The sequence below is a fragment of the Streptomyces sp. NPDC093071 genome, from assembly GCF_044754545.1.
Taxonomy (GTDB): Bacteria; Actinomycetota; Actinomycetes; order Streptomycetales; family Streptomycetaceae; genus Streptomyces.
The window spans coordinates 864,368-877,254 of record NZ_JBIVPH010000001.1; the positions used below are offsets into that span (position 1 = coordinate 864,368).

At 71.8% G+C, this 12,887-nt stretch carries 12 protein-coding genes; 11 read left to right on the plus strand and 1 reads right to left on the minus strand.

Annotated features, from left to right (window positions below; genetic code table 11):
- Positions 1 to 242: 242 nt before the first annotated feature.
- Entirely contained in the window at positions 243 to 1,367 is a 1,125-nt protein-coding gene (locus tag ACIQD7_RS03590) for a YihY/virulence factor BrkB family protein (protein WP_121831950.1), read from the minus strand.
- A gap of 17 nt (positions 1,368 to 1,384) precedes the next feature.
- On the opposite strand from ACIQD7_RS03590, the gene ACIQD7_RS03595 reads away from it, so the two are divergent.
- The 11 genes from ACIQD7_RS03595 to ACIQD7_RS03645 all read left to right on the plus strand — a co-directional run bounded on the left by ACIQD7_RS03595 (position 1,385) and on the right by ACIQD7_RS03645 (position 12,856).
- Entirely contained in the window at positions 1,385 to 3,046 is a 1,662-nt protein-coding gene (locus tag ACIQD7_RS03595) for an acyl-CoA dehydrogenase family protein (protein ID WP_402439037.1), read from the plus strand.
- A 346-nt stretch (positions 3,047 to 3,392) separates the two neighbouring features.
- Complete coding sequence (locus ACIQD7_RS03600) at positions 3,393 to 4,739, plus strand: GAF domain-containing protein (RefSeq protein ID WP_402439039.1); 1,347 nt, start codon at positions 3,393 to 3,395, stop codon at positions 4,737 to 4,739.
- Positions 4,740 to 5,126: 387 nt separating this feature from the next.
- Complete coding sequence (locus ACIQD7_RS03605; RefSeq protein ID WP_402439041.1) at positions 5,127 to 5,696, plus strand: GNAT family N-acetyltransferase; 570 nt, start codon at positions 5,127 to 5,129, stop codon at positions 5,694 to 5,696.
- 171 nt (positions 5,697 to 5,867) lie between these two features.
- Positions 5,868 to 5,951, plus strand: a complete 84-nt coding sequence (locus ACIQD7_RS03610) for a putative leader peptide (protein WP_310591794.1) — start codon at positions 5,868 to 5,870, stop codon at positions 5,949 to 5,951.
- 137 nt (positions 5,952 to 6,088) lie between these two features.
- Complete coding sequence (locus ACIQD7_RS03615) at positions 6,089 to 7,786, plus strand: nitrite/sulfite reductase (RefSeq protein WP_121831957.1); 1,698 nt, start codon at positions 6,089 to 6,091, stop codon at positions 7,784 to 7,786.
- Positions 7,783 to 7,962, plus strand: a complete 180-nt coding sequence (locus tag ACIQD7_RS03620) for a hypothetical protein (RefSeq protein WP_402439043.1) — start codon at positions 7,783 to 7,785, stop codon at positions 7,960 to 7,962. The genes ACIQD7_RS03615 and ACIQD7_RS03620 overlap by 4 nt, the downstream gene beginning before the upstream one ends.
- Positions 7,959 to 8,666 (plus strand): phosphoadenylyl-sulfate reductase, encoded by a 708-nt coding sequence (locus ACIQD7_RS03625; RefSeq protein ID WP_402439045.1) that lies wholly within the window; start codon positions 7,959 to 7,961, stop codon positions 8,664 to 8,666. Before ACIQD7_RS03620 ends, ACIQD7_RS03625 begins: the two co-directional genes overlap by 4 nt.
- On the plus strand, positions 8,666 to 9,247 hold the full coding sequence (gene cysC, locus ACIQD7_RS03630) for an adenylyl-sulfate kinase (RefSeq protein ID WP_402439047.1): 582 nt from the start codon (positions 8,666 to 8,668) through the stop codon (positions 9,245 to 9,247). The genes ACIQD7_RS03625 and cysC overlap by 1 nt, the downstream gene beginning before the upstream one ends.
- On the plus strand, positions 9,244 to 10,179 hold the full coding sequence (gene cysD / locus ACIQD7_RS03635) for a sulfate adenylyltransferase subunit CysD (protein WP_402439049.1): 936 nt from the start codon (positions 9,244 to 9,246) through the stop codon (positions 10,177 to 10,179). The genes cysC and cysD overlap by 4 nt, the downstream gene beginning before the upstream one ends.
- The gene (locus tag ACIQD7_RS03640) at positions 10,179 to 11,522 is read left to right on the plus strand and encodes a sulfate adenylyltransferase subunit 1 (RefSeq protein WP_390756998.1); all 1,344 of its coding nucleotides are present in this window, start codon (positions 10,179 to 10,181) and stop codon (positions 11,520 to 11,522) included. The genes cysD and ACIQD7_RS03640 overlap by 1 nt, the downstream gene beginning before the upstream one ends.
- A gap of 209 nt (positions 11,523 to 11,731) precedes the next feature.
- Positions 11,732 to 12,856, plus strand: coding sequence for an aliphatic sulfonate ABC transporter substrate-binding protein (locus tag ACIQD7_RS03645; protein ID WP_402439051.1), 1,125 nt, complete (start codon positions 11,732 to 11,734; stop codon positions 12,854 to 12,856).
- The last annotated feature ends 31 nt before the right edge of the window (positions 12,857 to 12,887 follow it).

Consider the following 12,887-nt stretch of genomic DNA (forward strand, 5'->3'; position numbering starts at 1 on the left):
GGAGCGTGGAGAGGTCAGCCGGTGGCCACGGAGGTGGAGTGGACGAACTTCCGCGTGCGGGCAAGGCCCTTCGTGACGACAGCCATCGGTCACACCTCCTGTGTCTTTTCGCGCTCGCGCGTGAGGATCCCGCATGAAGATCTCGTACGGGGATCTCGTACGGGAGTCACCGTAGCGGGGGCGTCCGGAGCGCGCCACGGGTTTTTCGGGCGCTGTCCTGCGAGCCGGGGACGGCCCGGGCGTCAGTCCTTCTCCCACCCCGAGTGCAGCCGGGACTTCACGTCGTCCGGGGGGAGGAACTTCGACCAGCGTTCGGGGAACTCGGAGGGCATGTCCGGGTCGTCCTCGTCGACGTCGTCGGCCTCGGCGCGGACGCGGGCGACGAGTTCCGCCGCCTGGACGGCGCGGGCGCGTTCGTTGGCCTCGCGGGCGGCGGCGGTGGCGACGGAGGGCCAGACGCGGTCGATGGCGGCGTTCACGGCGGCGCCGACGAGGACGGCGAAGGCGGAGACGCCGATCCAGAGGAGGACGGCGATGGGGGCGGCGAGGGAGCCGTAGATGGTGGGACCCTCGACCTGGCTGGTGAGGTAGATGCGCAGCAGGAAGCTGCCGAGGACCCACATGGCGAGCGCGACGAGGGCGCCGGGGATGTCCTCGATCCACGGCGACCGGACGGGCACCGACACGTGGTAGAGCGTGGTGAGGAAGGCGATGGAGAGGAGGATGACGGCCGGCCAGTATAGGACGGAGACGACCTCCGTCCCCCAGGGGATGAGTTCGACGACCCGGTCGGGGCCGACGACGGCCAGGGGCAGCACGACGGCGCCGATGACCAGGGCCACGAGGTAGAGCAGGAAGGCGAGCAGCCGGGTCTTCACGATGCCGCGGTGGCCGTCGAGGCCGTACATGACGGTGATGGTGTCGATGAAGACGTTCACCGCGCGGGAGCCGGACCAGAGGGCGATGGCGAAGCCGAGGGAGATCAGGTCGGGCCGTTTGCCCCGGGTGACGTCGTCCAGGACCGGTTTGGCGATCTCCTCGACGCCCCGGTCGGAGAGGACCGTTCCGGCGGCGCGGAGGATGTTCTCCTGGATGCTGGTGACGGTGTCGGTGTTGGTCCAGTCGTCGGCGTAGCCCAGGAGGGCGATCAGGCCGAGGAGCAGGGGCGGCAGGGACAGCAGGGTGAAGAACGCCGCCTCGGCGGCGAGGCCGAGGATCCGGTACTCGATGCACGAGTTGACGGTGTCCTTGAGGAGCAGCCAGACCATCTTCCGCTTCGAGACGTTGCGGTAGAGGACGCGGGCGCGGTGGAGCCTGCTCCAGGGCCGCCGCTCGGGCCGTTCGGGTGTTTCTCTTGCTGCCTGCACCTGCTTACCGTATCCGCATGGCGCGGACCACCCACACAGTGACCAATCAGCCCCCTCCCCTGGTGGGGTACGACGTCTTCACGGGCGACCGTGCCCTGGTCGAGGCGGTCGGGCGGCACCTCTCCCCGGGCCTGCTCGGGGAGGCCCGGGAGTCGCTCGCGCTGCTCGGCCGGGCGACGGGTTCGGAGCAGGTCCGGGAGTGGGGCGAGCAGGCGAACGAGAACCCGCCGCGGCTGCGGACCCACGACCGCTACGGCCACCGGGTCGACGAGGTCCACTTCCATCCGGCCTGGCACCGGCTCCTGGGGCGTTCCGTATCGGCCGGCCTGACCGACGCGTGGGACCGGCCGGGCGGGCACGTGCGGCGCGCCGCCGGGTTCCTGGTGGCCACGCAGGCGGAGGCGGGGCACGGCTGCCCGCTGTCGATGACCCACGCCGCCGTGCCCGCGCTGCGGATCGAGCCGGAGCTCGCCGAGGTCTGGGAGCCGGCGGCCCGCTCGCACGTGTACGAGCGGGCGCTGCTGCCGGTCGCGGAGAAGCCGGGCGTGCTGCTCGGGATGGCGATGACGGAGAAGCAGGGCGGCAGCGACGTCCGGGCGAACACGACGGAGGCGCGGCCGCTGGCGGCGGCCGGCGAGTACGTCCTGACCGGGCACAAGTGGTTCTGCTCGGCGCCGATGTCGGACGCCTTCCTGGTCCTGGCGCAGGCCCCGGCGGGGCTCACGTGCTTCCTGGTGCCCCGGGTGCTCGCGGACGGCTCGCGCAACGCGTTCGCGATCCAGCGCCTGAAGGACAAGCTGGGCAACCGGTCGAACGCCTCGGCCGAGGTGGAGTTCGACGGGACGACGTGGGCGCGCCGGATCGGCGAGGAGGGGCGCGGGGTCCGCTCGATCATGGGGATGGTGGCGGCGACCCGGCTCGACTGCGTGCTCGGCTCGGCGGCGCTGATGCGGCAGGCGGTCGCGCAGGCCGTGCACCACTGCGCGTACCGCAGCGCCTTCGGCGGGCCGCTGATCGAGAAGCCGCTGATGCGGAACGTGCTCGCCGACCTGGCCCTGGAGTCGGAGGCGGCGACGGTCCTCGGGATGCGGCTGGCGGCGGCGTACGACGCGGTGGAGGACGGCGGGGCGGACGCCGACCGGGCGCGGGCGCTGCTGCGGATCGCGGTGCCGGTGGCGAAGTACTGGGTGACCAAGCGGTGTACGCCGGTGGTGACCGAGGCCCTGGAGTGCCTGGGCGGCAACGGGTACGTGGAGGAGTTCGGGATGCCCCGGCTGCTGCGGGAGTCGCCGCTCAACTCGGTCTGGGAGGGCTCGGGGAACGTGCAGGCCCTGGACGTGGTGCGGGTGCTGCGGACCGAACCGCTCTCGCTCGACGCGTTCCTGCGGGAGGTCGGGGCGGCGCGGGGCGCGGACCACCGGTTCGACCGGGCCGTGCGGGAGCTGCTCGCGGAGCTGGCGGACCTGGACGGGATCGAGGCGCGGGCGCGGCGGCTGGTGGAACGGATGGCCCTCGTGCTCCAGGGGGCGCTGCTCGTGCGGTGGGCCCCGCCGGAGGTGGCGGACGCGTTCTGCGCGGCGCGGCTCGGCGGGGACGGCGGCGCGGCCTTCGGGACGCTGCCGCACACCCTGGACCTGCGGTCGGTGGTGGAGCGGGCGCGGGTGGAGGTGGAGGCGTAGGCGTCGTGCCCGCCCGTATTCGTACGCCTATCTGTACCCGTGTCCGTGTCCGTGTCCGTGTCCGTATACGTGCGGGCGTCGGGCGCGTTCCCGCGCGCGGGCGCGCGAAAAAGCGGGGGTGGTGCTGCGCCGACACGGCACCACCCGCCGCTCGTCCAAGGTTCGCTCAGAAGGGCGGGTGAGGGCGAGAGTTGCAAAGGGTTGCAGGATTACCCGAACCGGGTCTCGCCGGACGGTCCCGGACGGCACGATGGGCACCGACGCTCCGGACGTCCGCCTCGTGCGGAACCCCGGTCGTCTGCCCTGTGCAGAACCGATACAGCACCCGGGTGGCGGGGAGAGACCGATGAAGAACACGCAGCTCGACATGAAGCGGCTGGCCACCATGGACGCCGCCCGGGCCACCCGGCTGCTGCACCGGGTGCGCGAGGCGACGCTGGCGGGCCGGACGCCGCCGATCGCGCCCCGTCCGGTCATCGACGCGTCCTGGCAGCGGATGGCCCGGCTCGGCCTCGACCCCGACCAGGGCACCAGCACCGTGCTGCTCCACCGCGACGAGCTGGAGGAGCGGCGCAGGACCACGCTCCTCGCCGAGGTCATGCAGACGCTGACCCGGGGCCTCGCCGGCATCGCCGACGCCTCCCTCCAGATCATGGTGGTCACCGACGAGCACGGCCGGGTGCTGTGGCGGCAGGGGAACTCCGGTGTGCTGCGGCGGGCGAACGGCATCTGCCTGGAGGAGGGCGCGGCCTGGACCGAGCACACGACCGGCACCAACGCGGTCGGCACGGCGCTCGCCCTGGGCCGGGCGGTGCAGGTCCACTCCGCCGAGCACTACCTGCACACGCTGCACAACTGGACCTGCGCCGCCGCGCCCGTGCGCGACCCGCGCGACCGGCGGCTCCTGGGGATCCTCGACGTGAGCGGTCCCGCGTCCACCTTCCATCCGGCGATGCTGGCCCTGGTCGACTCGGTGGCGCAGCTCGCCGAGGCCGAGATGCGGGAGCGGCACCGCCGATCGGTCGAGCGGCTGCGGGCGGTCGCCGCGCCGATCCTGTGCCGGGTGAGCGGCCGGGCCGTCGCGGTGGACGCGCACGGCTGGACGGCGGCGGTGACCGGGCTCGCGCCGGTGGACCGTGTCCCGCTGCCCAAGTCCTTCCGCGCCGGGCGGGTCTGGCTGCCCTCGCTCGGGACCTGCGCGGTGGAGCCGCTGCCGGGCGGCTGGCTGCTGCGGGTCGAGGACGGGCCCGGGGCCGGGGAGCCGGACGCGGAGGCGCCGCAGCAGGTGGTCCTCGACCTGAGCCGGCCGCGCCGCTGGACGGTGGCCGTCTCGGGCCCGGCGGGCGGCTGGCAGCAGGAGCTCAGCCCCCGGCACGCCGAGCTGCTCTGCGTCCTGGCGCTGCACCGGGACGGGCGGACGGCGGCGGAGCTGGCGGAGGACGTGTTCGGGGACCGTACGAGGACAGTGACCGTGCGGGCCGAGATGTCCCGGGTGCGCCGGACCCTGGCGGGGGTCCTGGCCCACCGCCCGTACCGCTTCCGCGAGGAGGTGACGGTGGAGGTCCTGCGCCCGGAGCAGCCGGCGGACCTCCTCCCGCACTCGACGGCACCGGCGGTACGGGCAGTACGGGAGGTGCGGGAGATACGGGCGGGGGCGTTGGGAAGGGCGGGGCGGTCGGAACGGTCGGGGTGACGCGCGGGGGCGCCGGAGTGCCGGGCGAGGGGGTGGCCGGTCGGGGTGGCGCGCGGGAAGCCGGGGCGGTCGGGACGGTCGGGGTGACGAGCGGGAATGCCGGAGTGCCGGGCGAGGGGGCCGGCCGGCCGGGATGGCGCGCGGGGATGCCGGGAAGGCCCAGGTGACGCGCGAGAGCGCGAGGCGGTCGGCGTGACGGGTGCGCGTGGGGGCGGCCGGCCGACGAGGGCCGGGCGGTCGAGGTGAGCCAGGAAGGTGCCGGGCCCGGGCAGCCGGTTCCGTACGGAGACACCCCCCTGTCCACCATGCGGACACCCGTCTCCCCGCGCCTCCCCCTCCCCCGGGGCCGCCCTGGGAATCTCGTGCTCCGCATGATGCGATGGCCCCATGAGCATCACTCTCACCACCTGGTCCCTCGAACAGACCTCCCCGTCCGACCTCCGCCCCGCCACCCCGCCGGAGGGCGACGACGTGGCGATCCGGCGCGCCGAGGTGCCGTCGGCGGAGTTCAGCCGCTTCCTCTACACCGCCGTCGGCGGCGACATCCGCTGGGCCGACCGGCTGTCCCTGACGTACAAGCAGTGGCAGGAGATCGTCGAGAAGCCGGGCGCCGAGATCTGGGTGGCGTACGAGAAGGGGACGCCGGCCGGGTACGTGGAGCTGGAGGCCCAGGCCGACGGCGTGGTGGAGATCGTCTACTTCGGCCTGATCCCGGCCTTCCGGGGCCGTCGGATCGGCGGGCACCTCCTGTCGTACGCGACGGCCCGCGCCTGGGACCTGGCCGACCGCTGGCCCGGCCGGGAGGCGACGGAGCGCGTATGGCTGCACACCTGCTCGCTCGACGGCCCGCACGCCATGGCCAACTACGAGCGGCGCGGCTTCCGGCTGTTCGACACGAAGGTGGAGCAGGCCGAGGAGACGGAGACGCCCGGCCCGTGGCCCGGCGCGTACGCCTGAGGCGAGCCGCCGGAAGAGGCCCGGGAAAGGGGCCCGGGGAAAGGGGCCGGAAAGGCCCTCCCCGGGCCCCTCCGCGTGACGCAGCACACACCATCTCGTTCTGCGAGACGACAATGTCCAAATGATGGACGATGCTGGACTGGTTCCAAAGTCCCGTGACACGCTTCCGCCATGTCTGGAACTGGAATTGCCTTGGTGAGTCGGCGGCACGTCGACCTCGGCCGTATGTCCAGCGCCATCTGTCCGGCGCGCTGAGGGAACCAGCACCGCCGAGATCACCCTTTCCACCCGACTCTGCCCCATCCTGCTGCGCACTGCCGCGCCACCCTCCGACCCGAGCGCGAGTGTGCAGGTCAGAGCCGCCCTCTCGCAGTCCCGAAGGACGAAACGCCATGGCCGCCACCCCGGAAAACCACACCCCCGCCGCCGCCCGCCGCAAGGTCGGACGTCACCGCGGCGAGGGTCAGTGGGCCGTGGGGCACTTCACCCCCCTCAACGGCAATGAGCAGTTCAAGAAGGACGACGACGGTCTCAATGTGCGGACACGTATTGAGACGGTCTACTCGAAGCGCGGCTTCGACTCCATCGACCCCAACGACCTGCGCGGACGGATGCGCTGGTGGGGCCTCTACACCCAGCGCAAGCAGGGTCTGGACGGCACCAAGACCGGCGTCCTGGAGCCGGAGGAGCTGGACGACGAGTACTTCATGCTCCGGGTCCGCATCGACGGCGGCCGGCTGACCACCGAGCAGCTGCGGGTCGTCGGCGAGATCTCCGAGGAGTTCGCCCGGGGCACCGCCGACATCACGGACCGGCAGAACGTCCAGTACCACTGGATCCGCATCGAGGACGTCCCCGAGATCTGGAACCGCCTGGAGGCGGTCGGCCTGTCCACCACCGAGGCCTGCGGCGACACCCCGCGCGTCATCCTCGGCTCCCCCGTCGCCGGCATCGCCGCCGACGAGATCATCGACGGCACGCCCGCCATCGAGGAGATCTACCGCCGGATCGTCGGCAACAAGGACTTCTCGAACCTGCCCCGCAAGTTCAAGTCGGCGGTCTCCGGCTCGCCGCTGCTCGACGTGGCGCACGAGATCAACGACATCGCCTTCGTCGGCGTGCACCACCCGGAGCACGGCCCCGGCTTCGACGTGTGGGTCGGCGGCGGCCTCTCCACCAACCCCAAGCTCGGCGTCCGCCTCGGCACCTGGGTCTCCCTCGACGAGGTCCCCGACGTGTACGAGGGCGTCATCTCGATCTTCCGCGACTACGGCTACCGGCGGCTGCGCAACCGCGCCCGCCTGAAGTTCCTCGTCGCCGACTGGGGCCCGGAGAAGTTCCGCCAGGTCCTGGAGGACGAGTACCTGAAGCGGAAGCTGACGGACGGTCCGGCCCCCGAGCAGCCCGCCGGCCGCTGGCGCGACCACGTCGGCGTCCACCGGCAGAAGGACGGCCGGTTCTACGTCGGCTTCGCGCCCCGCGTCGGCCGCGTCGACGGCGCCACCCTGACGAAGATCGCCGAGGTCGCCGAGGCGCACGGCTCCGGCCGGGTCCGCACCACCGCCGAGCAGAAGATGCTCGTCCTGGACATCGAGGAGAACCAGGTCGACTCGCTCGTCGCCGCCCTGGAGGCGCTCGACCTGCGGGTCACCCCCTCGCCCTTCCGGCGCGGCACGATGGCCTGCACCGGCATCGAGTTCTGCAAGCTGGCGATCGTCGAGACGAAGGGCCGCGGCTCCTCGCTCATCGACGAACTGGAGCGCCGGATCCCGGAGTTCGACGAGCCGCTGACCATCAACATCAACGGCTGCCCGAACGCCTGCGCCCGCATCCAGGTCGCCGACATCGGCCTCAAGGGCCAGCTCGTCCTGGACGACGAGGGCAACCGCGTCGAGGGCTACCAGGTGCACCTGGGCGGCGCCCTCGGCCTGGAGGCCGGCTTCGGCCGCAAGGTCCGCGGCCTCAAGGTCACCGCGGCCGAGCTCCCCGACTACGTGGAGCGGGTCCTCACGCGCTTCCAGGCGGAGCGCGAGACCGGTGAGCGCTTCGCGACCTGGGCGGCCCGCGCCTCCGAGGAGGCGCTGTCATGAGCGAGCGTGCCGCACCGTTCTTCTGCCCCTACTGCGGCGACGAGGACCTGCGTCCCAACGAGCAGGGTCACGGCGCCTGGGAATGCGCCGCGTGCAGCCGGGCCTTCCAGCTGAAGTTCCTGGGGCTGCTCGCCCCGGGCGCGTCGGGCAACCCCGCCGGGAGGGACGAGATATGACGATCGCTCAGGACGTCACCGCGGCCGACCTCAAGGCACTCGCCGAACGGGCCGGCCGCGAGCTGGAGGACGCCCCCGCGACGGAGATCCTCCGCTGGGCCGTCGACACCTTCGGCGAGCGCTTCTGCGTCACCTCCTCCATGGAGGACGCGGTCGTCGCCCACCTCGCCTCCCGGGTCCGCCCCGGCGTGGACGTCGTCTTCCTCGACACGGGCTACCACTTCGAGGAGACCATCGGCACCCGCGACGCCGTGGACGCCGTCATGGACGTCAACGTCATCACCCTGACGCCGCGCCAGACCGTGGCCGAGCAGGACGCCGAGTACGGTCCGAAGCTGCACGACCGCGACCCCGACCGGTGCTGCGCGCTGCGCAAGGTCGCCCCCCTCGAAGAGGGCCTGACCTCGTACCGCGCGTGGGCCACCGGACTGCGCCGCGACGAGTCCCCGACCCGGGCGAACACCCCGGTCGTCGGCTGGGACGAGAAGCGCCGCAAGGTGAAGGTCTCGCCCATCGCCCGCTGGACCCAGGACGACGTCGACGCGTACGTCACGGAGCACGGCGTCCTCACCAACCCGCTCCTCATGGACGGGTACGCCTCCGTCGGCTGCGCCCCCTGCACCCGCCGCGTCCTGGAGGGCGAGGACGCCCGCGCCGGACGCTGGGCGGGCCGCGCCAAGACCGAGTGCGGGCTGCACGGCTGATGACCACGACCCCCCACCCCCCTTCACAGACCTCCCGGGAGAACCACGTGACCGGTGCCACCATCTGGCTCACCGGCCTGCCGAGCGCCGGCAAGACGACCATCGCGTACGAGCTGGCCGGACGGCTGCGCGGCGAGGGCCACCGCGTCGAGGTCCTCGACGGCGACGAGATCCGCGAGTTCCTCTCGGCGGGCCTCGGCTTCGGCCGCGAGGACCGGCACACCAACGTGCAGCGGATCGGCTTCGTCGCCGAGCTGCTCGCCTCGCACGGCGTGAAGGTCCTGGTGCCGGTCATCGCCCCGTACGCCGACAGCCGCGAGGCCGTCCGCAAGCGGCACCACGCCGAGGGCACCGCCTTCGTCGAGGTGCACGTGGCCACCCCCGTCGAGGTCTGCTCCGTCCGCGACGTGAAGGGCCTGTACGCGAAGCAGGCGGCGGGCGAGATCAGCGGGCTCACCGGGGTCGACGACCCCTATGAGGCTCCCGAGGCGCCCGATCTGCGGATCGAGTCCCAGAACCAGACCGTGCAGGAGTCCGCGGCGCAGCTCCACGCGCTGCTCACCGAGAAGGGTCTGCTGTGACCACTGTCGCCCACGTCCACGACACGACCGACGGCTCGTTCGCGCTGTCGCACCTGGACTCTCTGGAGTCCGAGGCGGTGCACATCTTCCGTGAGGTGGCGGGGGAGTTCGAGCGGCCGGTGATCCTGTTCTCCGGTGGCAAGGACTCCATCGTCATGCTGCACCTGGCCCTGAAGGCGTTCGCTCCGGCCCCGGTGCCGTTCACGCTGCTGCACGTCGACACCGGGCACAACTTCCCCGAGGTGATCGACTACCGCGACCGCACCGTCGCCCGGCACGGGCTGCGGCTGCACGTGGCCTCGGTGCAGGACTACATCGACGCCGGCACCCTGCGCGAACGCCCCGACGGCACCCGCAACCCCCTGCAGACGGTGCCGCTGACCGAGGCCATCCAGCGGCACCGGTTCGACGCCGTCTTCGGCGGCGGACGCCGTGACGAGGAGAAGGCCCGCGCCAAGGAACGCGTCTTCTCCCTGCGCGACGAGTTCTCCCAGTGGGACCCGCGCCGCCAGCGCCCCGAGCTGTGGCAGCTCTACAACGGCCGCCACGCCCCCGGCGAACACGTCCGCGTCTTCCCCCTGTCCAACTGGACGGAGCTGGACGTGTGGCAGTACATCCAGCGGGAGGGGATCGAGCTGCCGGAGATCTACTTCGCGCACGAGCGCGAGGTGTTCGCTCGCAACGGCATGTGGCTGACCGCGGGTGAGTGGGGCGGCCCGAAGGACGGCGAGAGCGTTCAGACGCGTCTGATCCGCTACCGGACGGTGGGGGACATGTCCTGCACCGGTGCCGTCGACTCCGACGCCACCACGCTGGACGCGGTGATCACGGAGATCGCCGCCTCCCGGCTCACCGAACGCGGCGCCACCCGGGCCGACGACAAACTCTCCGAAGCCGCGATGGAAGACCGCAAGCGCGAAGGGTACTTCTAATGAGCACGTCCACCGAGCAGCCGGCCGACCTGACTGCGGCCACCACCCTGCTGCGCTTCGCGACCGCCGGTTCCGTCGACGACGGCAAGTCCACCCTGGTGGGCCGGCTGCTGCACGACTCCAAGTCGGTCCTCGCCGACCAGCTGGAGGCCGTGGAGCACGCCTCGCGCTCCCGTGGCCAGGAGGCGCCCGATCTGGCGCTGCTCACGGACGGTCTGCGGGCCGAGCGGGAGCAGGGCATCACCATCGACGTGGCCTACCGCTACTTCGCCACCGCACGGCGCCGGTTCATCCTCGCCGACACCCCCGGCCACGTGCAGTACACCCGCAACATGGTCACCGGCGCCTCCACCGCCGAACTCGCCGTCGTCCTCGTCGACGCCCGCAACGGCGTCGTCGAACAGACCCGCCGCCACGCCGCCGTCGCCGCCCTCCTCCGCGTCCCCCACGTCGTCCTCGCCGTCAACAAGATGGACCTCGTCGACTACGCCGAACCCGTCTTCGCCGCCATCGCCGAAGAGTTCACCACCTACGCCACCGAACTCGGCGTCCCGGAGATCACCGCGATCCCCATCTCCGCACTCGCCGGAGACAACGTCGTGGAGCCGTCGGCGAACATGGACTGGTACGGCGGTCCGACGGTCCTGGAGCACCTGGAGACGGTCCCGGTCAGCCACGACCTGACGGCCTGCCACGCCCGCTTCCCCGTGCAGTACGTGATCCGGCCGCAGACCGCCGAACACCCCGACTACCGGGGCTACGCCGGGCAGATCGCCGCCGGTGCCTTCCGGGTCGGCGAGGAGGTCACCGTACTGCCGTCCGGGAAGACCTCCACGATCACGGCGATCGACGCGCTCGGCGAGGCCGTCGACATCGCGTGGGCGCCGCAGTCGGTGACGATCCGGCTCGCGGACGACATCGACGTCTCCCGCGGCGACCTGATCGCCCCGGCCGGGGACGCCCCGGCCACCAGCCAGGACGTCGAGGCGACCGTCTGCCACGTGGCGGACCGGCCGCTCGCGGTCGGCCAACGGGTCCTGCTCAAGCACACCACCCGTACGGTCAAGGCGATCGTCAAGGACATCCCCTCGCGGCTGACCCTGGACGACCTCTCCCAGCACCCGAACCCCGGGCAGCTGGTCGCCAACGACATCGGCCGGGTCGTGGTCCGCACCGCCGAGCCGCTCGCGCTCGACGCGTACGCGGACTCCCGCCGCACCGGTTCGTTCCTGCTGATCGACCCGGCCGACGGCACCACGCTCGCGGCCGGCATGGCGGGCGAGTCCTTCGCCACCGCCAAGGCCGTCGTGACCGTCGAAGACGAGGAAGGATGGGACTTCTGATGATCCAGGACGTCTACGCCACCTTCGCCAAGGAGGGCGGCCGGGTGGGTTCCGGTGCCCTCGGCGCGGGCCGGGGAGGTGTCGCACGATGTGCGTGCTGACCTCGGTGCGCCGCGCGAGCGGTGCGACACGGCTCCACCCGCTCCACCCCGTACGTGACAGACACAGACACAGACTTCGAAGACGCTGAATCGAGGGGAACACCTCCCGTGCCTTCCACCACCCGTACCACCCCGCGCCGCGGCCTGCTCGCCGCCGCCGCCCTGCCCCTGCTGATCGGCGCACTCGCCTCCTGCGGCTACGGCTCCGACGCGACGAAGGAAGAGCCCGCCGACAAGAAGGCCCCGGCCGCCGCCGACGGCAAGAAGCTCTCCGCCTCCGAGGTACGGATCGGCTACTTCCCGAACCTGACGCACGCCACCGCGCTGATCGGCGTCCAGGACGGCCTCATCCAGAAGGAGCTGGGCGCCACCACGCTGAAGCCCCAGACCTTCAACGCCGGCCCGTCCGAGATCGAGGCGCTCAACGGCGGCTCCCTCGACATCGGCTTCATCGGCCCCTCGCCCTCCATCAACGCGTACGTCAAGTCCAAGGGCAAGAACCTGCGGATCGTCTCCGGCTCCGCCTCGGGCGGCGTGAAGCTGGTGGTGAACCCGGACAAGATCAAGACCCTGGACGACCTCAAGGGCAAGAAGATCGCCACCCCGCAGAAGGGGAACACGCAGGACGTCGCGCTCCTCAACTGGATCTCCGAGAAGGGCTGGAAGGTCGACCCGGAGTCCGGCAAGGGTGACGTCTCGGTCGTCCGCACGGACAACAAGGTCACCCCGGACGCCTTCAAGTCCGGTTCGATCGACGGCGCGTGGGTGCCGGAGCCGACCGCGTCCAAGCTGGTCTCCCAGGGCGGATCCGTCCTCCTGGACGAGACCACGCTGTGGCCCGACAAGAAGTTCGTGATCACGAACATCATCGTGTCGCAGAAGTTCCTCACGGAGCACCCGGACGTCGTCGAGGCCGTCCTCAAGGGGACGGTGAAGACCAACGAGTGGATCAACGCCAACCCGGACAAGGCCAAGGAGTCGGCCAACGCGGCCCTGAAGAGCCTCAGCGGCAAGGCCCTGGACGCCAAGGTCATCGACCCGGCGTGGCCCAGCATCGCGATCACCAACGACCCGCTGGCCGCGACGCTGAAGACCCAGTCCGAGTGGGCGGTCAAGGCCGGGCTCATCAAGCAGCCCGACCTGGCCGGCATCTACGACCTGACGCTCCTCAACAAGGTGCTGAAGGCCGCCGGTCAGCCCGAGGTCTCCGACGCCGGTCTCGGCGTCAAGTAACCGCAGGCGAATCCACGAACCCCAGGAGGTG

Coding starts and splice junctions, on each gene's coding strand:
- ACIQD7_RS03595 (WP_402439037.1), top strand. CDS start 1,385: ATGGCGCGGACCACCCACACAGTGACCAATCAGCCCCCTCCCCTGGTG.
- ACIQD7_RS03600 (WP_402439039.1), top strand. CDS start 3,393: ATGAAGAACACGCAGCTCGACATGAAGCGGCTGGCCACCATGGACGCC.
- ACIQD7_RS03605 (WP_402439041.1), top strand. CDS start 5,127: ATGAGCATCACTCTCACCACCTGGTCCCTCGAACAGACCTCCCCGTCC.
- ACIQD7_RS03610 (WP_310591794.1), top strand. CDS start 5,868: ATGTCTGGAACTGGAATTGCCTTGGTGAGTCGGCGGCACGTCGACCTC.
- ACIQD7_RS03615 (WP_121831957.1), top strand. CDS start 6,089: ATGGCCGCCACCCCGGAAAACCACACCCCCGCCGCCGCCCGCCGCAAG.
- ACIQD7_RS03620 (WP_402439043.1), top strand. CDS start 7,783: ATGAGCGAGCGTGCCGCACCGTTCTTCTGCCCCTACTGCGGCGACGAG.
- ACIQD7_RS03625 (WP_402439045.1), top strand. CDS start 7,959: ATGACGATCGCTCAGGACGTCACCGCGGCCGACCTCAAGGCACTCGCC.
- cysC (WP_402439047.1), top strand. CDS start 8,666: ATGACCACGACCCCCCACCCCCCTTCACAGACCTCCCGGGAGAACCAC.
- ACIQD7_RS03640 (WP_390756998.1), top strand. CDS start 10,179: ATGAGCACGTCCACCGAGCAGCCGGCCGACCTGACTGCGGCCACCACC.